Below are 23236 nucleotides of genomic sequence, written 5' to 3' on the forward strand. Positions count from 1 at the left end.
GCGATGAATAGCATTATTCTCAAATCCGCCGCCATCGCCTTCGCCTCCGTCGCTGCCTCGCTCCTGCTGACATTGATCATAGTCCCAGCGATGGGATTCCCGGTCACGCGCACGATCTGGCTGACGTCGACGGTCTGTCCGCTGGTCCTTGCCTGGACGGCATGCGCCGGCACGTTCTGGCAGAGCGACAGGTTGAAAAATGCCCATCGCGAATTGGCCCGTGCCCATGCCCAACTCGCCGCGGCGCACCGCCGCCTGGCGGAAAAGGCGAGCCGCGACGACATGACCGGCATGCTCAACCGGGAAAGCTTCTTTGCCGCGTTGGACGGCTCCCGGCGCAAGTCCGACCGCGGCGCGCTGCTGATCATCGACGCCGATCATTTCAAGAAGATCAATGACAATTTCGGTCACCTGACCGGGGACGACGCGCTGCTGTTGATCGCCAGCGCCATCGAGCGCGGCGTGCGCAGCGGCGACGTGCTCGGCCGGATCGGCGGCGAGGAGTTCGGCGCGTTTCTGACCGGAGCCACGGAACAGGAGGCCAAGCGCGTTGCCGAACGGATCCGTCGCGAGGTCGAGCTGATCCGCTTCCGACCCGTCGATGAGCGAACCATTCCGTTGACCGTTAGCATCGGCGGCACCGTGTGCGGCGAGGATGTCAACGTATCGGACCTGATGCGCGCCGCGGACCGGCGCCTCTACCAGGCCAAGCATGCGGGCCGCAACCTGACGATCCTCGATACCGACATTTCCGAAGCCGCATGAGCGGGTTGGCCAGCACACCCGGCCGGTTAAGAAATCTCTAACCCTGTTTGCATCCGGTTGTCCGCTTGTCAGGCTTTTTACCGCCGTGAGGCCATGCTTGGCACGATACTGGCTTCCGTGACGATGCGTGTGCCGTTCGGGGAATGTCATGCGCGCATCGAAGCCCCAGCCGAGAGGCCTGTCATGAGTTTCTTGATCAAAAAAATGTCGCGCCGCACGCTCGTGCAGGCGCTGATCGCCCTGCCTGCGCTGTCCTTGTTCCGCAAGCTGCCTGATACGGCCGCCACCCATGCCGGTTCATCCCGGGCCAATCCCGACGAGATCGTCGAGGTCAATGGCTGGATCCTGAAGCGGAGCGACCTGGCATGATCTTCGACAGCTACGACGCGTATCGCGCCGCCAATTTCGCGCCAAAGGTCTGTGTACTTGGTTCCGGCCCCGCCGGCACCACGATCGCCAGGAAACTTGGCGCGGCCGGCATCCCGGTCGTGGTGCTGGAAGCCGGCTCGCGGGAATTCAGCGACGAGTCGCAGGATTTCTACCGCGGCACCACGGTCGGCGATTCCTACTTCGATCTCGATATCACGCGGTTGCGGTTCATGGGCGGCAGTTCCAATCACTGGGCCGGTTGGTGTCGCGTGCTCGACAAACAGGATTTCGAGCCGAAAGCCTGGGCACCGGACACCGGCTGGCCTATCCGGCGCGCCGACATCGAACCCTATCTTGCGGAAGTGCGCGATATCCTCGACCTTCCAGATTTCCGGCCAGATGTGCCGATCTCGGACGACATTCGCTGGGTGCAGCTGATCAAGAGCCCGGCGGTCCGGTTTGCAGAAAAGTTCGGCGACCAACTCGACCAGAGCAAAAACATCGCCGTCGTGCTCAACACCTACGCCACCGAGCTTGCCGGAGATGGCAAACGCGTGACCGGCGCCAGATTATGGTCCAACGGGCAGGACGCCGGCTCGTTCAGCGCCGACTATTTCATCGTCTGCACCGGCGGACTGGAGAATTCCCGGCTGCTTTTGTGGTCCAACCGGCGCTCCAACGGCGGCGTCGTGCCGAACGCGACGGCGCTTGGCCGCTACTGGATGGAGCATCCGACCTTCGAGGGCGGCAATGCCATCCTGGCCGACGACGGCGCGTTCGAGGTCGATGCCGTCAAGGAGGCCTTCTTCTCGCCGATGGCTGCCGCGATGGAACGGCTCAGGATCATGAATTTCGGCATCAGGCTGATCGAGACTCCCTATCCGGGCGTCAAGAGCCTGATCGCTGATCTTGCCTGTACGGCGCCGCACATGGCGGAATGGGTGTCGGGCAAGCTCGACCAGAACCTGCGTTGCGCCGCTCAGCTTTATGTCGCCTGGGAACAGGCGCCGCTGGCTTCGAACCAGATCGAGCTGTCGAAAACCGAGGTCGACCATGCCGGCGTGCCGCGCATCGAACTGCACTGGAAGAAATCGGAACTGGAACGCCGCACCCTTCTCGAAGGCTTAAGGCTGTTCGGCACGACGCTTGCCCAGAAGAACCTGGGCCGGGTGCGCATTGCCGACTGGATCTCGAAGGGCGACGATTATCCGACCAACGAAGAGACGGCGGGCCACCATCATATGGGCGGCACGCGCATGGGCACCGACGTCACCAGGAGCGTGGTGGACGCCAACTGCAAGGTGCATGGCATGGACAATCTCTATGTCGGCGGCTCTTCGGTCTTTTGCACGTCGGGACAAGCCAATCCAACGACGACGATCACCGCGCTCGCCTGCCGGCTGGGTGAGCACCTGAGCAAGGTGGTCACGGTCTGAGCGCAGTCGTCGTCCCTGCTCGGATCACCACCCGTTCTGCCGACGCCAAGGATGGCGCCGGCAGAGGCTCAAAAGCCGTAGAGGGCGATGCGCACCAGCACGGCGGCGGCGGCGAGCGACACCAGCAGGATGCCGAGGCCGATAGGCGATCCCCAGCCGTACCATTCCATCGCCAGCTTCGCGTATCTGAACTCTTCCTCATGCGAGAGAGGCGTACGCTGTTGGATCAGGCTCATTTTCCACTCCTCGTTGGCGGCCGCCCCTTGCCTATCGCAAGCCGTGGCCGCATATTGCTATAATAGTCTAAATGTTAGACAGATTGATAATTAGATGATCGAACTAAATTCGTCAAGCGGAGATCGCGCCGAACTGACCGCCGCGATCGGCCTTGCCATCATGCAGTGGCAGGACGCGACGCAGGCCTATGACGATGCGGTAGGCGCGAGACTCGGCCTCAACATGGCCGAGCGCCACTGTATCGGACTGCTGCATGGCGGCCCGCAATCGGCCGGCGCGATCGCGGCCGCGACCGGGCTGACGCCGGCCGCGGTGACCGCGCTGATCGATCGGCTGGAGGCGCGCGGTCTCTTGACGCGCACGCGCAGCCTCGAGGACAGGCGCAAGGTGGTTATCGAGGCAACGGAGACAACACGGGAGCTCTCGGCGCGCTATTACGGCGCCATCGCGCGGGAAGGTGAAAAGCTCATTGCCACGTTCGGCGACGCCGAGCTTGCCACCATCCGGCGCTTCGTCACCGCCGCGCTCGAGCTGCAGCGCGACCAGCTTGTGCGGCTGAAGGCCGAGGCACCGCAGCCGCGCTGATTTTAGGCGTCAAACCCCTAGCGGTCCGATCGGCCGAAGCGCCGTTCGAGATAGGCCTGGCCGAATTCCAGCGCGATCGACAGGATCCAATAGATCATCGAGGCGGTGATCAGCATCTCGATATGGCGGAACTCCGTCTGGCCCATCGTGCGGGCGAGATACATGATCTCCCAGACGCCGACGACCGACACCAGCGAGGAATCCTTCAGCATGGCGATGAACTGGTTGCCGGTCGGCGGGATGATGACGCGCATGGCCTGCGGCAGGATGACCAGCGCCATGGTCTGGCCGGGGCTCAGGCCGAGCGCCGTGGCGCCTTCGCTTTGGCCGCGCGGGATGCTTTCGATGCCGGCGCGGAAGATCTCGGTCATGTAGGCGCCATAACACAGCGACAGGGCCACGATGCCGGCCGGCACCGCGCCGATCACATAGCCGACCTGCGGCAGGCCGAGGTAGATGATGTAGATCTGCATCAGCAATGGCAGGCCGCGAAACAGCGATGTGTAGAAGGTGGCCAGCCCGTAAACGATGCCGTTGCCGGTCAGTTTGGCGATGGCCCCGACGAGCGCGATGGTCGTTGCGATGAGAATCGAGATCGCTGAAATGTAAAGCGTCGTGGTGACGCCCTGGGTGATCAGGAAGCCGACCTTCCTGGCAATGAAGGCAAAGGAGAGGTCGAAGGAATAGAAGAACAGCATCAGCAGCGCGAACAGCTCGATCCAGACGCCGGCGATCTGCTGGCGTCGGGGCATGAGCAGCAGCAGCTTGCAGTTCACCAGAACCAGGAGCGCGATCAACACGGCCGAGAGGGCGCGCGACAAGGCTGGATTGGCCTGCAACCAGTCGGATGCAAGCGGCATCACCGAGCCGATCCAGCTCGACTTGATGCCCATGGCGTAGAGGGCCGCGGCCAGCAGCGCGGGAAAAAGCGCGGCCGCCGCGTGGCGGGCAAGCCCTGGATGGGAGAGCATCAGCCTGCCGATCATGCCGTCACCTTGTCCTTGGTGGTGGCGCGGCGTTCCCGCCACCAGTCCTGCGCCTGCAATTTCCAGTAGGTGAGCTGCGCGGCGGCCAGGCCACCGGCGCCGCCGGCCCAGCTCAGTCCGAATGGCGCGAATTGCCGATACCGGTCCGAAGCGCCCAGAATGCCCTCGGCGACAATTTTTCCGGCAATCGCCGTGGTGTTGAGGCCATGGCCACCAAAAGCGGTGCAGTACCAGACGCCCGATTGCAGCTCCCCGATCTGGGGCATCAGATGCCGGGCATAGGACATCAGCCCCGACCAGGCCAATTCGGTCTTGAGGCCGGCGAGCTGCGGGTAGGTGCCGACCATTTCACGGCGCAATTCGCGCGCCAGCGCGTCGGCGGAAGCGGCGCGCGTGGTGATGCGCCCGCCCCACAAAAGGCGATTGCCGCTCTCGACCAGACGATAATAGTCGCCGGCCCGCCTGTTGTCGCCGACGGCATCGGTGGTGGCGATGGCTTGCGCGATGAGGCGGGGAGCCGCCTCGGAAACCATCACATAGGTCGCGATGGGCAGAAAGGCGCGGTAGAGCTGGCCGAACACCGGGCCGGTATAGCCGCCGGTCGCGAGCACGATCTGGGGCGCCCGAAGCGTGCCCTGGCTCGTGCGCAGCATCTTTTGCGGTCGCGACAGGTCGCATTGCACGACCTCGGAACTCTCATGGATCTTGCCGCCCAGCCGCTCGATCTCGTCGGCCAGGCAACGCAGATAGTTGAGCGGATGGATGTGAAAGGCGTTCGGGTCGCGCAGGCCCTGGTGGTAGCGAGCCGACTTCAGCACCGCGCGCACATCTTCGCCGCGCAGATATTGAAGCTCGTAACCATGGTCGCGTGCCATCTGGTCGGCATAGGCCTTCAGCGCATCGCCGCCGTCGTAGCGCAAGACGCTGAGCAGGCCGGCACGCGGCTGGGCGGCCGATATTCCGAGCGCCTCGATGGTGTCGCGCACGAAGTCCATGCCTTCGATCGACAGCCGGTGCAGGTCGCGCGCTGCCTCCCCGCCGACACGTGCGGCGATAGTGTCGCCGCCGGTGGCGAAGCCGGGTGTGACGAAGCCGCCATTGCGTCCCGAAGCGCCGAAACCAACGACCTGGGCTTCCAGCACGACGACGTGCAGTCCGGCGCGCGCCAGTTGCAGCGCTGTCGTCAGCCCGGCCAATCCGGCGCCGACGACGGCCACGTCACATCGCGCCTCGCCTTTGAGCGGGGGCCGCGTCTTCCGGTCAGTCAGGGTGCGGGCGTAATAGGTGTCCGGATAGGCCATGGCGACTTTGCGGTGAGGGCATTCATGAGGCGAGGTGACGCCCGCCGGCTGCCGAGGAGGCAGCCGGCGGAATGACTTTACTTGGCGCTGTAGTCCTTGCCGTACCACTTCGTGGTCAGCGCGGCGAGCGTGCCGTCCGTCTTCATTTCGGTGATGATGCCCCCGACCTTCGCGGTCCACTCGGGATCCTTCTTCTCGGCGATGACGACGAGCGGCTCGCGGAAGGCGTACTCACCTTCCAGGATCTTTACGGGATAGCCGTTCTTGATGGCATTCTGCGCCGTCTGTTCCGGCGCGATCACGGCATTCAGGCGCACGCCGTCGCCAAGCCGCAGGTCATCGAAGGGAAGCATGGAATCCGCGTAGGTGCGGATCTCGCCCGGCTCGAGCTTGTATTCGATGGGAGCCAGGCCAGGCGCGTCGATTTCGAGCTTGCGGCGGATGAAATCCTCCGAGGTGGTGGCAGTCTCGACGCCGATGATCTTGCCGTTGAGATCGGCGACCGACTTAGCGCCGCTGTCCTTGTGCAGGACATAGACGTAGGGGCTGTAATAATAGATGCCGGCAAAGTCGATCACCTTGGAGCGGGCTTTTGTCGGCGTGACCGATCCGACGCCAAGGTCGTAGCGTCCCTGCCAGCGCCCGCCGGTCAGCGTCGCCCAGTCGGGCGTTTCGAACGAGACCTCGACGCCAAGCCGCTTGCCGATCTCGCGCGAGACATCGATGTCGAAACCGGCGAGTTCGTTGCTGTCGTTGAGAAAGCTCTGTGGAGGCCAGGCCGCGTTGGTGGCGATGACCATCGCCTTTTTCGACGTGACGCGGTCCAGGGTTTCACCGGCCATGGCTGCCGTCGTGATGGCGAATGTCGCGGCGGCAAGAACGGCCAAATTGAGCAGTTTTTTCAAAGTTATCCCTCCCTTGTGGTTGAACTGATAGGTTGAGTGGCCGACGTCGAACCTCAGCGCTTCAGCTGCAGGTGCAACCGGATCGGTTTCGGACTTTGCCCATCACAGCCGAAGCTGATTCCTCCTGACGGACCGGCGTTCGTGACCCCAGACAGTCAGGTCGCAAAAAGAAGGGTTCCACCCGGCGAAATGCGGGATATTGGCGATCGCGCAGTCATTGCGTCCCTTGGGATGACAAAGTGCCGGATAGTTGGCCTTGTTCCGTTCGCCGCTGCCAGTATTGCGGATTGTCGCGGGGGCTGTTCAGCCGATAGGATCGCGCGGTGGTTACTAAGCGGATCGAGCGAGAGGTTTTGTTTGTGGAATTGACCGAGAAGGATCGTCAGTTGCTCGCGCTGATGCAGAAGAACGCGCGTGAGCCGGTCGCGTCACTGGCACGGCAGCTCGGCGTGTCGCGGACAGCGCTGCAGGAGCGGATCCAGAAGCTGGAGGCCGGCGGCATCATCGAAGGCTATACCGTGCGGCTGGCCAAGACGGTGGCCCAGAACGCCGTCCACTGTTTCACCCTCGCCTCCCTGAACAACAAGAGTTATCCGGACGTCTCCAGAAGGATCAAGGCGATGCCCTCGATCCAGGCGGTCTATGCCATAACCGGTGAATGGGATCTGATCATCCACCTTGCCGCCGAGACGCTCGAGAAGCTGAACCGGGAGGTGAATGCCCTGAATGAAATCAGCGGCGTCGTCAAAACCGCTTCCCACGTGGTGATGGAGACGAAGTTCAACCGGACCATCTACGCTCTGTAGGAATGGCGGAATGTCCCGGCGGCCGGCCGTTCCACTGGAACTTGTCGATCTGGTAGCCGGTGCGCATCACTGTTTGCGGGTCGAAAGGCACATGGTGGTGTCCTCGACCCCTGCAAACGTGGGCAGGGGACGCGACTAGTTCGGCTGGACTCCGTAGACGGCCAGAAATGCCTCCACCGAGGCATCCGCGTGGCGTTCCAGTTCGGCCTTGGAGCGCCGGTTGCCTCCCGTGAACATGGCTTCATTCATGGGGATCCAAAGAAGCATTCCAAAAAGATGGCTGGCTGCCAGATAGGGATCACTTGTTTGTATCAGTCCTCGACTGGTGAGTTTTTGAAAGCAGGACGCCGTCGAGGCAAGCATGCGCTCAAACCCCTTTTCGTACCAAGCGCGGCCAAGCTGCGGCATTCGATCCGCGTTGGCGATGATCAAGCGCCGCAGCTTCAACAACTCTTCATCCATGAGAACCGCTATCAGACGTCGGGCAAGCTGCTGCAGGCCGCCTTCCATGAATTTCGCCTCGGAAAGCAGCGTCGTCACGGACTCGATGATGTCATTGACCTGGGTAGCGGTTGACAGAACGACTTCGCCAAACAGCGTCTCCTTGTCGGTGAAATGCTTGTAGACGGTCTGCTTGGAGGCCCCCGCCTTGGTGGCGATTTCCTCCATGCTGGTCCCGTCATATCCCTTGCTGGTGAACGCCGCTGTGGCCGCCTGGATGATCTCACGATCCTTGCGAGCCGATCTGGTCTCACCGTCGATTTTCATGGCGCCCTCTTAACCAGTACTAGACGGTACCGTTCTCTCGTGGTAGCCCCATGAAACGGTACTGGACTGACTAGTACCTGTCAACGAAGGCAAGGCTTAGACCGATGACCAAGATGATCTTCATAAATCTGCCGGTGCGGGATCTGCAGGCAGCGACCAATTTCTATCTCGCGATCGGGGGCACGCTCAATCCGCGGTTCTCGAACGACCAGGCCAGTTCGGTCATGTTTTCCGACGCGATCGGGGTGATGTTGCTGACGCACCAGCATTACGGCCAGTTCACAACCCGCCAGATCGGCGACGCCAGGCGTGACAGCCAGATGCTGATCGCACTCACCGCGAGCAGCAAGGACGAGGTCAATGCCACGATCGAGAAGGGCGTCGCGGCCGGCGGCCGCGCCGATCCCAACCCCGCTCAGGATCTCGGCTTCATGTTGAACCGCCACATCGAAGACCCTGACGGCAACGTCTGGGAGCTCCTGTGGATGAACCCCGCTGCCATGCAATAGCCCAGCGCGATCAAAGCGTCCAAAGCGCGTCGCGTTGAGACAGATTCATGCGACGCGCTTTATGTTTTAGACCGTCGCCGGGTCGAGCGCCGGCTGGCTCTTGCGGCGCGCGACGATCGCTTCGAAATCCGCCGTCTGGAAGGCATCGCGCAAGGCGTCGAAGGACGGCAGCACGAAATAGGCGCGCTGGAACTTGTCGATCTCGTAGCCGGTGCGCATCACCGTTTCCAGGTCGAACGGCACATGGTGGGCGTCCTTGCTCTCGACAGCGAACTGCAACTCGGTGAACGACGACATCAGACCGGCGCCAAACGCCTTCAGCTTCTGGCCGTTCTCCTGCATCAGGCCATATTCGGCCGTGTACCAGTAGAGCCGGGTGATCATCTCGTCGCCGCCCAGCGCAATGATGTCGCCGGCCTTCTTGCCATACATCTGCATGAAATCGGCAAACACCGGCTGCGAGAGAACCGGCACATGGCCGAAGAAGTCATGGAACATGTCCGGCTCGACGACGTAGTCGAGTTCCTGCCTGGTCCGCAGCCAGTTGGTGACCGGGAAGCGGCGGTTGGCGAGGTGGTCGAAGAACGGTGCGGCCGGGATGAGGCCCGGCACGGCGACGATTTCCCAGCCGGTCAGCTTGCGCAGTTTGGTGCTGACGTCCTCGAAATCGGGGATGCAGTCGAGCAGGCCGAGCTTCTCGACGCCGTCGAGATAGGAGTGATGGGCGAGCTTTTGCGTCAGCTTGGTCTGGCGGTCGCACAGCGTGCGCCACACCGCCTGCTCCTCGGTCGAATAGTCATAAGCCTGCGCCACGGTGAAATCCGCGCGGCACACCGAATAGTCCCCGCGCAACCCTTGCGCCGCGCAGTCGCGGGCGTATTCGGCAACGCTCATCGTCGTCATGGGTTTTCTCCTCGCATCAATGGTTGACGTGCCGCAAGGCTAACCCGATCTGCCGAGGCAATTCGGTTTTGATGGTGGCTCCTCCGCCACATTCGAGATACTATTCACTCACAATTCACGTGGGAGGAGTGAAAATGCCTCAATTCGACGATTTCGAGATCAAGATGCTGGATGTCCTGCAACGCAACGGTCGCAAAGCCGTTTCCGAGCTGGCGCAGGAGGTCGGCCTCTCCACCACGCCCTGCGCGCGGCGCTTCGAGGCGCTGCAGGAAGCCGGCATCATCAAGGGCTTTGCCGCGGTGATCAGCCGCCGCGCCGTCGGCCTGATGGTCGAGGTATTCATCCAGGTGCGCCTCGTCAGCCACAGCGACGGCTCGCCCGAGAGCTTCATTGCCGCCGTTCAGCGCATGGATGAGGTGTCGTCGTGCTGGACGATGACCGGCGACCACGATTTCCTGCTGCATGTCATGGTGCCATCGGTCGACGAGCTCAACGCCTTCGTCATGCATCGGCTGATGCGGCTCGACGGCGTGCGCGACGTCCACACGCAACTGGTGCTGCAGAACATCAAGGGACCCGGCCACACGCCGCTCGCCCATCTCAGGCGGTGATGCGCGTCCGCGTTTCTGCGGAAAAGCTGCAAGCAAACTGCTGAAACGGGCCAATCGGGCGGCACTATCGCCGGCCAGCATTGCGCGGACCAACTCCATGAGGTCCGCCATGAAAATCGTCCTGATCAATCCGCCGCACACCGCCATCGGCAGCCGCGTGCCGGACGATCACCTGCCGCCGCTTGGTCTGCTGGCGATCGGCGGCCCGCTGCTCGACGCCGGTCATCAGGTGCGGCTCGTCGATGCCGAGTTCGGGCCGATGCCGCTCGCCTCGGTTGTCGCGGCAGCCCTGAAGGACTGTCCCGACTTCGTTCTGATCGGCCATTCCGGCTCGACCTCGGCACATCCGACCGCCTTGTTGATCGCCGGGATGGTCAAGGCGCGCGCGCCGGCGACGATCATCCTCTATGGCGGCGTCTTCCCCACCTATCACTGGCGCGACATCCTGGCGTCAACCGACGCCTTCGACTTCATCGTGCGCGGCGAGGGCGAGGCGACCGTGGTGGCGCTGGTCGAGGCGCTGGAGATGCGCCAGCCGCCGGCAAGCGTTGCCGGCATCGCCTGCCGCGACGATCTTGACCGTCCCTTCGCTACGCAAGCGGCGATGACCATCGCCGACCTCGACGCCTACCGCGTCGGCTGGGAGCTGATCGACCACCGCGGATACAGCTACTGGGGAGGCAAGCGTGCGGTGGTCATGCAGTTTTCGCGCGGCTGCCCGCATCTGTGCAATTATTGCGGCCAGCGTGGCTTCTGGACCCGCTGGCGGCATCGCGACCCAGTCAAGTTCGCCAAGGAGATCGCCTGGCTGCACCGCGAGCATGGCGTCGAACTGATCAACCTGGCGGATGAAAATCCGACGGTTTCTAAAAAGGCATGGCGCGCCTTTCTCGAAGCCTTGATTGCCGAGAACGTGTCGGTGCTGATCGTCGGCTCGACCCGCGCCGACGATATCGTGCGCGATGCCGATATGCTGCACCTCTACCGCCAGGCCGGTGTCATCCGCTGGCTGCTCGGCATGGAAAACACCGACGAGCAGACGCTGCAATTGATCCGCAAGGGCGGCAGTACCTCGTCCGATCGTGAAGCGATACGGCTGCTGCGGAAGCACGGCATCCTGTCCATGGCAACCTGGGTCGCCGGCTTCGAGGATGAGGGATTTCGCGATCTGTGGCGCGGCTTTCGCCAGCTCCTCGCCTATGACCCCGACCAGATCCAGGCGCTCTATGTGACGCCGCATCGCTGGACGCCGTTTTTCCGCATCGCGCGGGATCGCAAGGTCATCCAGAGGGATGCCCGCCTGTGGGATTACAAGCACCAGGTGCTGCAGATGACCCGGCTGAAGCCGTGGATGCTGTTCTTCTCGGTCAAGCTGATTGAGCTCGCCGTGCAGTCGAGGCCGAAGGCGCTGGCGCGCATCCTGTTCCACCCCGATCCCGAGCAGCGGCATTCGATGCGCTGGTACACGCAGATGGGCCGCCGCGTCTGGTTCCGCGAGGTCTGGGGTTTTCTGGTGACCGACCGCCGGGTGAAAGGCGGCCCGACGCTCGCCGAATTCTGGGGCGCACCGCAGGACACCGAGGAGGAATCGATGGTTGTCGGGCGGCCAGTTACGAAGCCGGAGCTTCCCGCAGCCGTAAATCGCGGCCTGCCAGGCAGAAGATTAGCCGGCTGACAACAAGCATTATGGCACGATCAGCGTGCCGGCGCCGTGTTCGGTGAACAGTTCGAGCAGCACCGAATGCGGCGTCTTGCCGTTGAGGATGACGACGCCTTCGACGCCACGCTCGATCGCCTCGATGCAGGTCTCGACCTTGGGGATCATGCCGCCGGAAACCGTGCCGTCCTTGATCAGCGCCTTGGCCTCGGCGACCGTCAACTCGTCGATCAGCTTCTTGTCCTTGTCTAGCACGCCCGGCACGTCGGTGAGGAACAGCAGGCGCGAGGCCTTGCATGCGCCGGCGATGGCGCCGGCGAAAGTGTCGGCGTTGATGTTGTAGGTATGGCCATCGCGGCCGGGCGCGACCGGCGCCAGCACGGGGATCATTTCGGAGCGCGCCAGAAGGTCGAGCAACGTGCGGTCGACCTCGACCGGCTCGCCGACGAAGCCGAGATCGAGCACGCGCTCGATGTTGGAATCGGGGTCGATCATCGTCTTGCGCGCCTTTTCGGCGAACACCATGTTGCCGTCCTTGCCGCACAGGCCGATCGCCCATTCGCCCTCGGCGTTGATCAGCGCGACGATCTCCTTGTTGATCGACCCGGCCAGCACCATCTCGACGATCTCGACCGTCTTCTGGTCGGTGACGCGCAGGCCGCCCTCGAACTTGGATTCGATGCCCATCTTGGCCAGCATGGCCCCGATCTGCGGTCCGCCGCCATGGACGACGATTGGGTTGACGCCGGACTGCTTGAGCAGCGCGATGTCGCGGGCGAAGGCCTTGCCGAGTTCGAGATCGCCCATGGCATGGCCGCCATACTTCACCACGACCGTCTTGTGCTCGTAGCGCTGCATGTAGGGCAGCGCGCGCGACAAGAGGGCGGCCTGCATTTCGGCGGTGGCGGCGACGTCCGACATCGGCGTGGTTCCCTGGTATTTGGTTTTATGCATGTCGTTGTCCCAAACCGCTGGGCACTTTTGGGCGACATGCATCAGGTAAGGACGGCGGCGTCTTAGCGGGAATTGACGCGAGCCGCAAATGGCTTTGCTGTCATAGTCGGTTCACGGTGTCGTCATTGTGACGGCACCATCAGCGGCGCCCGCCGCGTCAGCCAGCCCGAGATTTTCTCCATCTGCGCGGCGAGCGACAAAAGTGTTTCCTCGTCGCCCGGCCGGCCGGCGGCCTGGATGCCGAGCGGCAGGCCGGCGTCCGTGACATGGACGGGGAGCGCGATCGACGGCTGGCCGCTGACATTGTGGATCGCCGGCCAATGCGTGAACCAAAGGCTCTTGTCCATCAACTGGCCGAACAGCGGCTTGATCCTGAGCAGCGCGGTGAGGTGCAGCTTGTCGAGCAGGTTTTCGATCAGTTCATCGGCGCCTTTCGGATCCATGGCGCCGCAGGCGAGCGGCGGGTGCGCGATAACAGGCATCAGAACCGCGTCATAGCGCGCGGTCTCCGTGATCAGTTGCCTCGAGGTGGCATGCAGGCGCTGCAGGCCGGCATAGGTTTCGCCGGCCGAGATCATCTCGCCCAACCGGCCAAGCACGCGCGTGGCGCGCTCGATGTCGCCCGTCACCGAGCGGCCGACGCGCAGCGCTTCACCCCGCAACGAGCCGGCGACGGCGGAGGCGACCGTTGTGCAGAAATCGGCGAAGAAATCGCGGCCGATAAAAGGCAGATCGATGTCCTCGACCGAATGGCCGCCCTCGCGGGCGAGTGCCACGGCAATGTCGAGCGCCTTCAGCGTCTCGGCCGAAATCGGCAGGCCCAGCGGCGACTTGCGGTACACCGCCAGCGTGAGCTTGCCGGGATCCCGCGCGGCAGCGGCGGCGAACGAGCTTTTTGGCGGGCGCGCGGCATAAGGCGCGAGCGTATCCGCACCATGGGTGAGGTCGAGCAGCAGCGCGCAGTCGCGCACCGAGCGGGTGACGGCGTGATCGACGACCATGCCGTACCAGCTTTCGCTCACCAGTGGGGACAACGGGACACGGCCGCGCGAGGTCTTGAGGCCGACAAGGCCGCTGCAGGCCGAAGGCACGCGGATCGAGCCGCCGCCATCCGACGCATGCGCCACCGGCACGACGCCGGCGGCAACCAGGGCTGCCGAACCGCCCGACGAGCCGCCGGTGGTGTGGCCGGTATTCCAGGGATTGCGGGTGACGCCAAAGGCCTTGGATTCCGTCATCAGCCGCAGCCCGTGCTCGGGTGACGTCGAGGTGACGATCGGAATCAGCCCGGCGGCGAGATAGCGTTCGGTCATCACCGAGTTGAAATCGGGCACCCAGGCCGGAATGCGGCTGCCGCCATGCGAGGGCACGCCCTTGATGGCGATGCCGAGATCCTTGATGGCGAAGGGGACCCCAGCCAGCGGCAGCGAACGGTCGATGCTCTTTGCCCGGGTCCGTGCCGCCTCGTAGAGCGGCTCGGCCGTGGCATTGATTTCGGGGCGGGTGGCCTCGGCACGGGCGATCGCCGCTTCGGTCAACTCGATCGCCGATAGTTCGCCCCTGCGCACCAGACCGGCAAGGCCGGTTGCGTCTTCTTCCCAAAGGATTCGTTCGACCGACATGTGCGCTCCCCCATTGCTGCCAAGCTAGTCAGCGGCAATTCCCTTGGCAATCCAGGCTGATAGTGTCTCAGTTTGGAGTTTGGCGGCGACTTTTAAACGGCTATCTCCCCGCGTTGGAAGGGGGCGCAATCGCCCCCGGAACAATGTCGGTGTTTTGGGCAACCTTTATCCGCCAGCCCGACTGTTCTTCCTTCAAAACCAGAAGCAGAATGCCTTCTCGTTTTCCGGCGGATGAGCCGTCCGGAGCGGATGCGCCGGTCAGGATCCATGAATAGTGCACCGATGCAATGCCGGAAGACAATTCAACAACTGACGAGACAACACCCTTCAATCGGCTGTCACGAAACATGGTTTCATGAGTTGCGCGGTGCGCCCTTTCGATCTCGGTGCGGTTCTTCCACCACATGCCCACGACATTGACGAAATTGGCGTCGTCGGCGAACAACGCCGCGAAGTCGTTCATATCGTGTCTATTCCAGGCATCGGCAAAGGCAGTGGCGACATCCTCAGGTTTGGCGAGCACCAATCCCATGACAAATCTCCCTTGCTTCGGCTGAAGCGTAGCATGTCGGGGGAAGCGCCTCAAACGCGATTGCCAGCTTTTGACTTCAAACCGGGACACTGTCTCGGGGCAGGTGTGCGGACGCCGAACTTTAGGTGCACAGCATATTTCCGGCGTTGCAAATACAGCCCAATTGCCTAATTTGGCGCGCATGACGCCGCAGGACATTACCAAGCTGATCGTCCGGACTTCGATGAAAGATCGGGCAGCGTTCGATCTGCTTTACCGGCACACCAGTGCGAAACTTTTCGGCGTATGCCTTCGTGTATTGAACGACCGGGGAGATGCTGAAGAAGCGCTGCAGGAAGTCTTCGTCAAGATATGGACGAAGGCGGATCGCTTTGCTGTCTCCGATCTGAGCCCGATCTCCTGGCTGGTGGCAATCGCGCGCAATCATGCGATCGATCGCATCCGAGCGCGGCGCAAGCCCGCCGCCGATATCGATGCCGCGCTCGACGTGGCCGATCCGGCGCCGGGACCTGAAGCGATGGTGGTGGCGGGCGACGAGACCGAGCGGATCCATCATTGTCTCGATGAGTTGGAGAAAGACCGGGCGGCGGCCGTCCGGGGCGCTTATCTCAAGGGCGAAAGCTATGCCGAACTGGCGGAACGCCACGGCGTGCCGTTGAACACGATGCGCACCTGGCTGCGCCGCAGCCTGATGAAACTCAGGGAATGTCTGGAAAGATGACGCTGGCAGAGGACAACGGACCGGAACGTGGAGGCGACGACCTGTTCGCCGCCGAATACGTTCTTGGCGTGCTGCCGATCGAAGAGCGGCAGATAGCCTCCAGGCGCATCGACGTCGAGACCGATTTCGCGCGGCTGGTCGACGGCTGGGAAGTTCGCCTGTCGCCGCTGGGCGCGGCCTATCTTGAAATCGAGCCGCCGGCTTCGGTGAAGCCGGCGATCGACCGCCGGCTGTTTTCATCCGCCGCCACCACGCCTGCCGAGCCGCGCGCCGGCCTGTGGTCCAGCCTCGCCTTCTGGCGCGGCCTTGCGGTGGCGGCTGTTGCCGCGCTGGCGCTCTACGTCGCCGTTCCCTATGTCAACCGGCCGGCTGAACAGCCGCAGGCGCGACTCGTCGCTTCGCTGGCCGCCGACGGCAGCGACGTCAAATATCTCGCCGTCTATGATTCCGAACGGCATGAAGTCAGCCTTTCGCATGTTTCCGGCGTGCTCGCCGCCGGCAAGGACTTCGAACTCTGGATGATCGAGGGCAAGAACGCGCCGGTCTCGATGGGCGTCATCCCGGCGGGTGCGACGGCGCATATTGGCGTCTCGCCCACCACGCAGCGGAAACTCGCGCAGGGCGCCGTGCTGGCCGTCAGCCTCGAACCCGCCGGCGGTTCGCCGACCGGGCAGCCCACCGGGCCGGTGGTTGCCGCGGGCGATTTGAAGGGCATCTGATCGAGCCTTCGCACTGGCGGCGCGTGGATAGAACAGGCTCAGTCTATCTCCGTTCCATATGTCTAAATGGACCGGTAGCCGGCGAATTGCCAAGGCAGAAAATACATCCACAGTGAAAATAAATCAAAAATCCGCGAAATATTCTGAAACTCACGCATCTGTGTTCCGTATCTCCTTGCGTCCCCAAAATGGGAAGAGAAAACCCGAGGAGTTTTGATACAATGCGTAGATTCGCCACCCTTTTGCTCGCCGGCACGATCGCTGTCTCCGCGCTTGCCACGGCTGCTTATGCTGAAAACCCGATGGTCGGCGGCGCCGCCATGTTTGCCAACAAGACCATCGTCGACAATGCCGTCAATTCGAAGGATCACACGACGCTGGTCGCCGCCGTCAAGGCGGCCGGTCTTGTCGAGACCTTGCAGGGCGCCGGCCCGTTCACCGTCTTCGCGCCGACCAATGAAGCCTTCGCCGCCCTGCCGGTCGGCACGGTCGAGACGCTGCTCAAGCCCGAGAACAAGGACAAGCTCGTCAAGATCCTGACCTGCCATGTGATCGGCGCCAAGGCGATGGCGGCGGATGTGATGTCCATGGCCAAGGCCGATGGCGGCACGCACAAGGTCAAGACGGTCGGCGGCTGCGAGCTGTCGCTGAAGGCCGACGGTGGCACGGTCACCGTCACCGACGAGAACGGCAATGTCGCCAATGTGACCATCGCCGATGTCGAACAGTCCAACGGCGTCATCCACGTTCTCGACAAGGTTCTGCTCCCGAAGATGTGATCGGGCCGAAGATGTAACGAGGCGCTTGTCGCGGACGAACCTGCTGCAAGAGCTCTCCGTCGATCGCGCCGTCTCGCTCCCGTGATCCGCAATCGACACGCGTGCTCCGCGCCGCCCACGATCGAAAGTGGACGGCGCGGAGTGTCGTTTGGGGCAACCGTCACCGGCTTTTGACTTTCGGGCGGCGGCATAGTTTGGCAAAACAGACGACAGGAGGAACTGGTCATGAACCGTCGCGACTTTCTTTTGAGCGGTGCCGCCGCTATCGGCGTCATCGGAACCGCGGCAGCAATGCTGCGCATGGGCAGCCCGCAGGCCGCGCAGGCCGCCGAAAAATTCGAGGTCGCCAAGACCGAGGACGAGTGGAAAGCCATCCTGTCGCCGGCCGCCTTTAACGTCCTGCGCAAGGAAGGCACCGAATATCCAGGCACCAGCCCGCTGCTCAACGAACACCGCAAGGGCATCTTCGCCTGCGCCGGCTGCGACCTGCCGGTCTATCCCTCGGAGACGAAATTCGATTCCGGCACCGGCTGGCCGAGTTTCTGGCAAGAGATCGCCAATGGCATCGGCAAGACCGAGGACCGGTCGCTGGGCATGACCCGCACCGAAGTGCATTGCCGCCGCTGCGGAGGCCATCTCGGCCATGTCTTCGATGACGGTCCGGCGCCGACCGGCCTGCGCCACTGCATCAATGGGGTGGCGCTGACCTTCAAGCCCGCCGCCGCCTGAGGACCCAAAGGCAATAAAAAAACTCCGGGCTTTGCGGCCCGGAGTTTTTTGCGTGGGTCGGAGCTTTCGGGCGTGGACTGGAGGAGCTTCCCGAAAACCGCTGCCACGATTCCTTGCTTCAGTGCCCGCCGCCTCCGCCGCCACCGGGCGCGGCCGGCTTCCTGATCAGCATGGTGAAGAACCCCAGCGTCCCGAACAGCACGGTCAGCAGATAGAACACATCCATGAAGGACAGCAGCGCCGCCTGCTGCTGGACCATGCCCGACAGCTTGGAGATCGCGGCACTGGTGGCGTCGAGGCCGGTGGTCTGCTCGAAATTGAGCGTCATGTTCTGCAGTTTGGCCTGCGCGGCGGCACTGCCCCACTGCACATGCTCGGAGAGCCGGGCATAGTGGAAGGCGTTGCGGTCGATCAGCACGGTGTTGATGAGGGCGAGGCCGACGGCGCCGCCGAGATTGCGAGTCAGGTTGAACAGTCCCGACGCATTCTTCAACCGGTCCGGCGGCAAGGTGCCGAGCGCGATGTTGTTGATCGGCACCATGCACAGCATCATCGAACAGCCGCGCAGGATCTGCGGGATGAGCAGCTCGTAGAAATCCCAGTCGGCGGTCAGGTGCGTCATCCACCAGGTACCGGTGGCGAAGCCGAACAGGCCGATCATCATCATCAGCCGCAGGTCCATCTTGCTCGACAGGATGCCGGATATGGGCGCGGTGACGAACATGGCCAGGCCGCTGACGAACAGCGCTTCGCCGATCATCATCGAGTCGTAGCCGCGGATGCGTCCGAGGAAGACCGGATAGAGATAGGTCAGGCCATAGAGACCGATGCCGATGACGAAGGAAAACAGCGAGCCGAAGGCGAAGTTGATGTTGCTGAACGCCTTGAGGTCGACGATCGGCTCCTCGGCGGTGAAGACACGCCAGAAGAAGATCACCGCGCCGATGGTCATCACGATGGCGCAGATGAAGACGCCCTGGTCCTGCAGCCAGTCATTGTTCGGGCCTTCTTCAAGCACGTATTCCATGCAGCCGAGGAAGGCCGCCATGCCGGCCAGGCCCCACCAGTCGAACTTCGAGAACAGCTTGAGATTGGGCTTGTCGAAATCGATCAGCGACCAGGCAGCGGTCGCCACGAGGATGCCCGGCACGACATTGACCAGGAACAGCCAGTGCCAGGAAAAAGCGTGACTGATATAGCCGCCGACGGTCGGGCCGATGGTCGGCGCCAGTGTCGCCACCAGGCCGATCATCGGCGAGACGATGGCACGGCGCGAGGGTGGGAAGATGGTGAAGGCCGCGGCGAAAACGCTCGGGATCATGCCGCCGCCGATGAAGCCCTGCACGGCGCGGTAGACGATCATCTGGTCGATGTTGGTGGCGGTCGCGGCAAGGGCGCTCGCCGCGGTGAAGCCCGCCGCCGCGACGGTGAACAGCACGCGCGTCGACAGCATGCGGCTGAGGAAGCCCGACAGCGGGATCATGACCACCTCGGCGATCAGGTAGGCCGTCTGCACCCATGGGATCTCGTCGGAGCTGGCGCTGAGGCCGGCCTGGATCTCGGCCAACGAGGCCGAAACGATCTGGATGTCGAGGATCGCCATGAACATGCCGAACACCATCGCCAGAAAGGCGATGACGCGGCGCGTCGAGATCGTGTCGGGGGCAGCCGGCATTGCCGGCGGCGATCCTGCGGTGATGGTTGCGGTTGCCATTTCCTGGCCCTCCTTGGGGCCCCGTTGAGGCAGGCCGGGCGGCTCGGTGCTTCAATCAGCCACCAAGCCGCCCTCCGAAAAGCGATCAGTTACTGGTGGCGGCAGGCGCGGTACGGCTGTCGACGGCGACGACGACGCTCAGGCCCGCGCGCAGCTTGCCGGTCTTCAGCGCATCGGCCGGTACGTCGATGCGGACCGGAACGCGTTGCACCACCTTGGTGAAGTTGCCGGTGGCGTTTTCAGGCGGCAACAGCGAGAACACCGCGCCCGAGGCCGGCGCCAGCGAGGAGACGGTTCCCTTGATGGGCTGGCCGTCGATGGCGTCGACCGAGATGTTGACCTTTTCGCCGGGCACGAGCCTGGCAAGCTGCGTCTCCTTGAAGTTGGCGACGATGTAAAGCTTGTCCATAGGCACGACCACGGCGAGCTTTTGGCCGGGGCTGACCAGATCGCCCTGCTCGACGGAGCGGTTGCCGACGACGCCGTCATAAGGCGCCTTGAGCACCGTGAAGGAGAGGTCGCGCGCGGCCTTGTCGCGGCCGAGCTGCAGGGATGCCAGCGTGCTGGCGGATTCCGCGCGCTGTGCCTCGAGCACACCGATATTGGCCTGCGCGGCGGCGATCTGTGCGTCGGCGCCGACGAGCGCGGCATTGGCCTGGTCGAGCGCGGTCTGGGCGTCGTCCAGCTGTGCCTGCGTGCCGACATGGGTCTTGACCAGTTGCGCGGCGCGCTGCTGGGCCCGGCCGGCATTGTCGGCGGCGGCCCGATCGGCGACCTTCTGCGCCTGTGCCTGCTGAAGCGAGGCTTGCGCGGCCTTGGTCTGCGCGTCGATGCGGTCGAGCGTCATGGCCAGCGTGGCGATCTGCGCCTCGGCCTGGGCGACGGCGATCTTGTAGTCGCCGGCGTCGATCGTCAGCAATGGATCGCCGGCCTTGACCTGCTGGTTCTCGCTGACCAGGACCTGGTCGACATAGCCGGAAATTTTTGGCGAGACGAACGCCATGTCGGCCTGGACATAGGCGTCGTCGGTGGAGATCATGAAGCGGCCCGTGGTCCAGTAGTCATAGCCATACCAGGCGCCGCCGCTCAGAAGGGCAAGGCCGATGATCGGCAGCAGGAAGGAGCGCACCGAGCGCTTTTTCTTGGCCGGCGCTTCCGCCGGCGGCGGTGCGACGACCGGCTGGAGGGGAATTTCCGGAGCTTCCGTCGCCGGCGCGACCTTGGCGTTGGGGAAAGGGCGGACTTCGGCTGATATTGACGCGGTCGAGGACATGACATCTCTCTAAAGTTATAATACTGAACCGTTCGGTTCGATCAGGCCGTTGACATAGCGCGTAAAGAGGACCATATCAAGGGGCAATCGAACCGATTGGTTCGAATTATTTCGAGGTCCGACTTTTATGGTTGAGATTGTACGCAACAGCGAAACCGATCCGTGCGAAGACCTGCTGGACGGTCTGCGCCGCGGCCGCCCGGCCGCTGGACAGGACCCGGTCAAGCGCAGCCAGATCATCGATGGCGCCCGTCGTGTCTTCATCGAAAAGGGCTTCGAGGCCGCCTCGATGAACGACATCACCCGCGAGGCCGGGGTCTCGAAGGGCACCATCTACGTCTACTTCGCCAACAAGGAAGAGCTGTTCGAAGCGCTGATCGAGGAAGAGCGCGGCACCATCTTCAAGAACATGTACGACATGCTCGACCGCGCCGACGACTTGCGCCAGACGCTGGTGAAGTTCGGCAAGGTTCTGTCGATGAAGATCACCTCGGCCAGGGTCATCCAGGCGCAGCGTACGGTGATCGGCGCCTCCGACAGAATACCAGACATGGGCGCGCGCTTTTACGAGCGCGGGCCCAAGCGCGGCCATGACAAGGTGGTGACGTTCCTCAACGCCGCCATCGAGCGCGGCCTGCTGGAGATCGACGATGTCGACCTCGCCGCCTATCAGTTCACCGAACTGTGCCTGGCCGGTCTTTTCCGGCAGTGCATCTTCGCCTATCGCACCAAGGCCCCGACCCAGGACGAGATCGACCACATCGTCAGGTCGGGCGTCAACATGTTCCTGAAGGCCTACGGCACCGAAAAGCTCGTCGATGAAGAAAGCCACGAGATGATTGCAATCGAGGCGAAACCTTAGAAGCAATCCAGGAAATTGCGTGCAGGTTTCTGTCCGAATTGCGAGAAAACAGGGAGATAGGGCCTGCCCGTCCTGATGGCCGACCTATCCCAGCTTTTTACCCGCCATTGGCGGCGAGCACGATCGCGGCCTGCAATTCCTCCAGGCCTTCGCCTTTTTCCGATGACGTCGCCAGCACGAACGGGAACGCCGCGGGACGCTTCTTGATCTTGGCCAGCGTCTCCTCGATCAGCCGCGGCACGCCGGCGGCCTTGATCTTGTCGGTCTTGGTCAGCACGATCTGGTAGGACACCGCCGCCTTATCGAGCAGCGACAGCACTTCGTCGTCCTTGGCCTTGATACCGTGGCGGGCATCGATCAGCACATAGACCCGCTTCAGCGTGACCCGGCCCTTGAGATAGTCGAAGACCAGCTTGGTCCACTCGTCGACCTTCTCCTTGGGCGCGGTGGCATAGCCGTAGCCCGGCATGTCGACCAGCGCCATTGGCGGCAGGTCGGTGCCCTCGCCCGAAAATCCATCCGGCACGAAATAGTTGAGCTCCTGCGTGCGCCCCGGCGTATTGGAGGTGCGCGCCAGGCCCTTCTGGTTGACCAGCGCATTGATCAGCGACGACTTGCCGACATTGGAGCGGCCGGCGAAGGCGATCTCGGGCGGCCCTTCCGGCGGCAGGAGCTTCATGGCCGGCACGCCGCGGATGAAGATCCACCCGCGCGTGAACAGGTCGGTGCTGATCGCGGTGCTGTTGGGAACGTTCAAGCTGCTGCCTCCAGAAGAGAAATATCGGCGCCTCTGATGGCGTCGAGGTTGCGGCCGATCTTGTCCACCGGCCAATCCCACCATGCCACCGCCAGCAGCCGCCGGATCGTCCTGTCGTCGAAACGCATCTTGACCACTTTCGCGGCGTTGCCGGCGACGATCGCATAGGGCGGCACATCGTGCGTCACCACCGATTTGGCGGCGACGATGGCGCCATGGCCGATTTCCACGCCGGGCAGGATCACAGCCTCCATGCCGATCCAGACATCGCTGCCGACCATTGTGTCGCCGCGCACTTCCTTCGACCACGTGGCTGGGTCAAAACCGTTTTCCCAGCCATGACCGAAGATGTTGAACGGATAGGTTGAAAAGCCGGACATCGCGTGGTTGGCGCCATTCATGATGAAGCGCGCGCCTTCGGCTATGGCGCAGAACTTGCCGATGATGAGCTTGTCGCCGATGAAGGGATAGTGATGCAGCACGCATTTTTCGGCGAACTTGTCCGGCCCGTCGGGGTCGTCATAATAGGTGAAGTCGCCGATCTCGATATTCGGCACTGTCACCAGAGGCTTCAGGAAGCCGACGCGTGTGTGCATCGGGATCGGGTGCTTGATGCCGGGGTTGGGTCCGTCCATGTCGAAGTCCGTCCAGGAAGTGACAGCCACGTGGATCCGCAATCCGCGCGCCTGGTCAAAATAACGTGATCCGCCCTATAGCACCAATCGGCTGACGAGCG

Annotated in this window: 26 protein-coding genes; 13 read left to right on the top strand and 13 right to left on the bottom strand. The window is 63.1% G+C overall.

From position 1 onward, the window contains the following. Positions 1–3: 3 nt before the first annotated feature. From LB571_RS22210 to LB571_RS22220, 3 genes are all read left to right on the top strand, one after another. Positions 4–765: a GGDEF domain-containing protein gene (locus LB571_RS22210; protein ID WP_140615443.1), complete on the top strand. Its 762-nt coding sequence runs from the start codon at positions 4–6 to the stop codon at positions 763–765. A 183-nt stretch (positions 766–948) separates the two neighbouring features. Next, positions 949–1134: a hypothetical protein gene (locus LB571_RS22215; protein ID WP_140789929.1), complete on the top strand. Its 186-nt coding sequence runs from the start codon at positions 949–951 to the stop codon at positions 1132–1134. Then, positions 1131–2570, top strand: coding sequence for a GMC oxidoreductase (locus LB571_RS22220; RefSeq protein ID WP_224597957.1), 1440 nt, complete (start codon positions 1131–1133; stop codon positions 2568–2570). Before LB571_RS22215 ends, LB571_RS22220 begins: the two co-directional genes overlap by 4 nt. Before the next feature lie 68 nt (positions 2571–2638). On the opposite strand, the gene LB571_RS22225 is transcribed toward LB571_RS22220, so the two are convergent. Beyond that, a complete protein-coding gene (locus tag LB571_RS22225) occupies positions 2639–2806 on the bottom strand; it encodes a hypothetical protein (RefSeq protein ID WP_015314421.1) in 168 nt (55 codons plus the stop codon). Positions 2807–2900: 94 nt separating this feature from the next. Between LB571_RS22225 and LB571_RS22230 the strand changes: the two genes are divergently transcribed. Continuing rightward, on the top strand, positions 2901–3392 hold the full coding sequence (locus LB571_RS22230; protein WP_015314420.1) for a MarR family winged helix-turn-helix transcriptional regulator: 492 nt from the start codon (positions 2901–2903) through the stop codon (positions 3390–3392). A 17-nt stretch (positions 3393–3409) separates the two neighbouring features. On the opposite strand, the gene LB571_RS22235 is transcribed toward LB571_RS22230, so the two are convergent. From LB571_RS22235 to LB571_RS22245, 3 genes are all read right to left on the bottom strand, one after another. Next, entirely contained in the window at positions 3410–4378 is a 969-nt protein-coding gene (locus tag LB571_RS22235; protein WP_224597960.1) for an amino acid ABC transporter permease, read from the bottom strand. Then, positions 4375–5679, bottom strand: coding sequence for an NAD(P)/FAD-dependent oxidoreductase (locus LB571_RS22240; RefSeq protein ID WP_224597963.1), 1305 nt, complete (start codon positions 5677–5679; stop codon positions 4375–4377). Before LB571_RS22240 ends, LB571_RS22235 begins: the two co-directional genes overlap by 4 nt. Before the next feature lie 77 nt (positions 5680–5756). Further along, positions 5757–6521 (bottom strand): transporter substrate-binding domain-containing protein, encoded by a 765-nt coding sequence (locus tag LB571_RS22245; RefSeq protein ID WP_224584230.1) that lies wholly within the window; start codon positions 6519–6521, stop codon positions 5757–5759. Between the two features lie 422 nt (positions 6522–6943). On the opposite strand from LB571_RS22245, the gene LB571_RS22250 reads away from it, so the two are divergent. Continuing rightward, complete coding sequence (locus tag LB571_RS22250) at positions 6944–7390, top strand: Lrp/AsnC family transcriptional regulator (RefSeq protein ID WP_224525312.1); 447 nt, start codon at positions 6944–6946, stop codon at positions 7388–7390. 135 nt (positions 7391–7525) lie between these two features. Here LB571_RS22250 and LB571_RS22255 read toward each other — a convergent pair whose 3' ends face one another. Next, the gene (locus LB571_RS22255; RefSeq protein WP_015314415.1) at positions 7526–8158 is read right to left on the bottom strand and encodes a TetR/AcrR family transcriptional regulator; all 633 of its coding nucleotides are present in this window, start codon (positions 8156–8158) and stop codon (positions 7526–7528) included. 104 nt (positions 8159–8262) lie between these two features. On the opposite strand from LB571_RS22255, the gene LB571_RS22260 reads away from it, so the two are divergent. Further along, positions 8263–8667: a VOC family protein gene (locus LB571_RS22260; RefSeq protein ID WP_224597967.1), complete on the top strand. Its 405-nt coding sequence runs from the start codon at positions 8263–8265 to the stop codon at positions 8665–8667. Between the two features lie 66 nt (positions 8668–8733). On the opposite strand, the gene phhA is transcribed toward LB571_RS22260, so the two are convergent. Beyond that, complete coding sequence (phhA, locus tag LB571_RS22265; RefSeq protein ID WP_224597969.1) at positions 8734–9570, bottom strand: phenylalanine 4-monooxygenase; 837 nt, start codon at positions 9568–9570, stop codon at positions 8734–8736. A gap of 134 nt (positions 9571–9704) precedes the next feature. Here phhA and LB571_RS22270 point away from each other — a divergent pair, with 134 nt between their 5' ends. Further along, positions 9705–10181, top strand: a complete 477-nt coding sequence (locus LB571_RS22270) for an Lrp/AsnC family transcriptional regulator (protein ID WP_140615204.1) — start codon at positions 9705–9707, stop codon at positions 10179–10181. A 109-nt stretch (positions 10182–10290) separates the two neighbouring features. Next, positions 10291–11856, top strand: a complete 1566-nt coding sequence (bchE, locus tag LB571_RS22275; protein ID WP_224597971.1) for a magnesium-protoporphyrin IX monomethyl ester anaerobic oxidative cyclase — start codon at positions 10291–10293, stop codon at positions 11854–11856. Between the two features lie 9 nt (positions 11857–11865). On the opposite strand, the gene argB is transcribed toward bchE, so the two are convergent. The 3 genes from argB to LB571_RS22290 all read right to left on the bottom strand — a co-directional run bounded on the left by argB (position 11866) and on the right by LB571_RS22290 (position 14946). Then, on the bottom strand, positions 11866–12759 hold the full coding sequence (gene argB, locus LB571_RS22280) for an acetylglutamate kinase (RefSeq protein WP_140712454.1): 894 nt from the start codon (positions 12757–12759) through the stop codon (positions 11866–11868). A 155-nt stretch (positions 12760–12914) separates the two neighbouring features. Then, positions 12915–14414, bottom strand: coding sequence for an amidase (locus tag LB571_RS22285; RefSeq protein ID WP_224584109.1), 1500 nt, complete (start codon positions 14412–14414; stop codon positions 12915–12917). A gap of 100 nt (positions 14415–14514) precedes the next feature. After that, positions 14515–14946: an SgcJ/EcaC family oxidoreductase gene (locus tag LB571_RS22290; RefSeq protein ID WP_015314408.1), complete on the bottom strand. Its 432-nt coding sequence runs from the start codon at positions 14944–14946 to the stop codon at positions 14515–14517. Positions 14947–15127: 181 nt separating this feature from the next. Here LB571_RS22290 and LB571_RS22295 point away from each other — a divergent pair, with 181 nt between their 5' ends. The 4 genes from LB571_RS22295 to msrB all read left to right on the top strand — a co-directional run bounded on the left by LB571_RS22295 (position 15128) and on the right by msrB (position 17894). After that, complete coding sequence (locus LB571_RS22295; RefSeq protein WP_140615195.1) at positions 15128–15667, top strand: sigma-70 family RNA polymerase sigma factor; 540 nt, start codon at positions 15128–15130, stop codon at positions 15665–15667. Continuing rightward, entirely contained in the window at positions 15664–16386 is a 723-nt protein-coding gene (locus tag LB571_RS22300; protein WP_224598098.1) for an anti-sigma factor domain-containing protein, read from the top strand. The genes LB571_RS22295 and LB571_RS22300 overlap by 4 nt, the downstream gene beginning before the upstream one ends. Before the next feature lie 221 nt (positions 16387–16607). Then, positions 16608–17165, top strand: a complete 558-nt coding sequence (locus LB571_RS22305) for a fasciclin domain-containing protein (RefSeq protein WP_224597974.1) — start codon at positions 16608–16610, stop codon at positions 17163–17165. A gap of 225 nt (positions 17166–17390) precedes the next feature. After that, the gene (gene msrB / locus LB571_RS22310) at positions 17391–17894 is read left to right on the top strand and encodes a peptide-methionine (R)-S-oxide reductase MsrB (RefSeq protein WP_015314404.1); all 504 of its coding nucleotides are present in this window, start codon (positions 17391–17393) and stop codon (positions 17892–17894) included. Positions 17895–18012: 118 nt separating this feature from the next. Here the strand turns inward: msrB and LB571_RS22315 are convergent, their stop codons facing one another. After that, on the bottom strand, positions 18013–19608 hold the full coding sequence (locus LB571_RS22315; protein WP_411908834.1) for a DHA2 family efflux MFS transporter permease subunit: 1596 nt from the start codon (positions 19606–19608) through the stop codon (positions 18013–18015). An 85-nt stretch (positions 19609–19693) separates the two neighbouring features. Next, entirely contained in the window at positions 19694–20881 is a 1188-nt protein-coding gene (locus tag LB571_RS22320; RefSeq protein WP_224597977.1) for an HlyD family secretion protein, read from the bottom strand. Between the two features lie 127 nt (positions 20882–21008). Between LB571_RS22320 and LB571_RS22325 the strand changes: the two genes are divergently transcribed. Beyond that, positions 21009–21743: a TetR/AcrR family transcriptional regulator gene (locus tag LB571_RS22325; RefSeq protein ID WP_224597980.1), complete on the top strand. Its 735-nt coding sequence runs from the start codon at positions 21009–21011 to the stop codon at positions 21741–21743. Between the two features lie 97 nt (positions 21744–21840). Here the strand turns inward: LB571_RS22325 and yihA are convergent, their stop codons facing one another. Both yihA and LB571_RS22335 read right to left on the bottom strand, forming a co-directional pair. After that, entirely contained in the window at positions 21841–22500 is a 660-nt protein-coding gene (yihA, locus tag LB571_RS22330) for a ribosome biogenesis GTP-binding protein YihA/YsxC (RefSeq protein ID WP_224597983.1), read from the bottom strand. Then, positions 22497–23135, bottom strand: coding sequence for a CatB-related O-acetyltransferase (locus LB571_RS22335; RefSeq protein ID WP_181172867.1), 639 nt, complete (start codon positions 23133–23135; stop codon positions 22497–22499). The genes yihA and LB571_RS22335 overlap by 4 nt, the downstream gene beginning before the upstream one ends. Between the last annotated feature and the right edge of the window lie 101 nt (positions 23136–23236).

The sequence above is a fragment of the Mesorhizobium sp. BR1-1-4 genome, from assembly GCF_020165375.1.
Lineage (GTDB): Bacteria > Pseudomonadota > Alphaproteobacteria > Rhizobiales > Rhizobiaceae > Mesorhizobium > Mesorhizobium australicum.

Excerpts from the sequence above, each read along its gene's own strand:
- LB571_RS22260 (WP_224597967.1), top strand. The coding sequence starts at position 8,263 with ATGACCAAGATGATCTTCATAAATCTGCCGGTGCGGGATCTGCAGGCA.
- LB571_RS22315 (WP_411908834.1), bottom strand. The coding sequence starts at position 19,608 with ATGGCAACCGCAACCATCACCGCAGGATCGCCGCCGGCAATGCCGGCT.
- msrB (WP_015314404.1), top strand. The coding sequence starts at position 17,391 with ATGAACCGTCGCGACTTTCTTTTGAGCGGTGCCGCCGCTATCGGCGTC.
- LB571_RS22220 (WP_224597957.1), top strand. The coding sequence starts at position 1,131 with ATGATCTTCGACAGCTACGACGCGTATCGCGCCGCCAATTTCGCGCCA.
- LB571_RS22210 (WP_140615443.1), top strand. The coding sequence starts at position 4 with ATGAATAGCATTATTCTCAAATCCGCCGCCATCGCCTTCGCCTCCGTC.
- LB571_RS22285 (WP_224584109.1), bottom strand. The coding sequence starts at position 14,414 with ATGTCGGTCGAACGAATCCTTTGGGAAGAAGACGCAACCGGCCTTGCC.
- LB571_RS22255 (WP_015314415.1), bottom strand. The coding sequence starts at position 8,158 with ATGAAAATCGACGGTGAGACCAGATCGGCTCGCAAGGATCGTGAGATC.
- LB571_RS22300 (WP_224598098.1), top strand. The coding sequence starts at position 15,664 with ATGACGCTGGCAGAGGACAACGGACCGGAACGTGGAGGCGACGACCTG.
- LB571_RS22290 (WP_015314408.1), bottom strand. The coding sequence starts at position 14,946 with ATGGGATTGGTGCTCGCCAAACCTGAGGATGTCGCCACTGCCTTTGCC.
- LB571_RS22320 (WP_224597977.1), bottom strand. The coding sequence starts at position 20,881 with ATGTCCTCGACCGCGTCAATATCAGCCGAAGTCCGCCCTTTCCCCAAC.
- LB571_RS22240 (WP_224597963.1), bottom strand. The coding sequence starts at position 5,679 with ATGGCCTATCCGGACACCTATTACGCCCGCACCCTGACTGACCGGAAG.
- LB571_RS22325 (WP_224597980.1), top strand. The coding sequence starts at position 21,009 with ATGGTTGAGATTGTACGCAACAGCGAAACCGATCCGTGCGAAGACCTG.
- LB571_RS22245 (WP_224584230.1), bottom strand. The coding sequence starts at position 6,521 with ATGGCCGGTGAAACCCTGGACCGCGTCACGTCGAAAAAGGCGATGGTC.
- LB571_RS22225 (WP_015314421.1), bottom strand. The coding sequence starts at position 2,806 with ATGAGCCTGATCCAACAGCGTACGCCTCTCTCGCATGAGGAAGAGTTC.
- LB571_RS22270 (WP_140615204.1), top strand. The coding sequence starts at position 9,705 with ATGCCTCAATTCGACGATTTCGAGATCAAGATGCTGGATGTCCTGCAA.
- LB571_RS22215 (WP_140789929.1), top strand. The coding sequence starts at position 949 with ATGAGTTTCTTGATCAAAAAAATGTCGCGCCGCACGCTCGTGCAGGCG.
- bchE (WP_224597971.1), top strand. The coding sequence starts at position 10,291 with ATGAAAATCGTCCTGATCAATCCGCCGCACACCGCCATCGGCAGCCGC.
- argB (WP_140712454.1), bottom strand. The coding sequence starts at position 12,759 with ATGTCGGACGTCGCCGCCACCGCCGAAATGCAGGCCGCCCTCTTGTCG.
- phhA (WP_224597969.1), bottom strand. The coding sequence starts at position 9,570 with ATGACGACGATGAGCGTTGCCGAATACGCCCGCGACTGCGCGGCGCAA.
- LB571_RS22295 (WP_140615195.1), top strand. The coding sequence starts at position 15,128 with ATGACGCCGCAGGACATTACCAAGCTGATCGTCCGGACTTCGATGAAA.
- LB571_RS22335 (WP_181172867.1), bottom strand. The coding sequence starts at position 23,135 with ATGGACGGACCCAACCCCGGCATCAAGCACCCGATCCCGATGCACACA.
- LB571_RS22235 (WP_224597960.1), bottom strand. The coding sequence starts at position 4,378 with ATGATCGGCAGGCTGATGCTCTCCCATCCAGGGCTTGCCCGCCACGCG.
- LB571_RS22305 (WP_224597974.1), top strand. The coding sequence starts at position 16,608 with ATGCGTAGATTCGCCACCCTTTTGCTCGCCGGCACGATCGCTGTCTCC.
- LB571_RS22230 (WP_015314420.1), top strand. The coding sequence starts at position 2,901 with ATGATCGAACTAAATTCGTCAAGCGGAGATCGCGCCGAACTGACCGCC.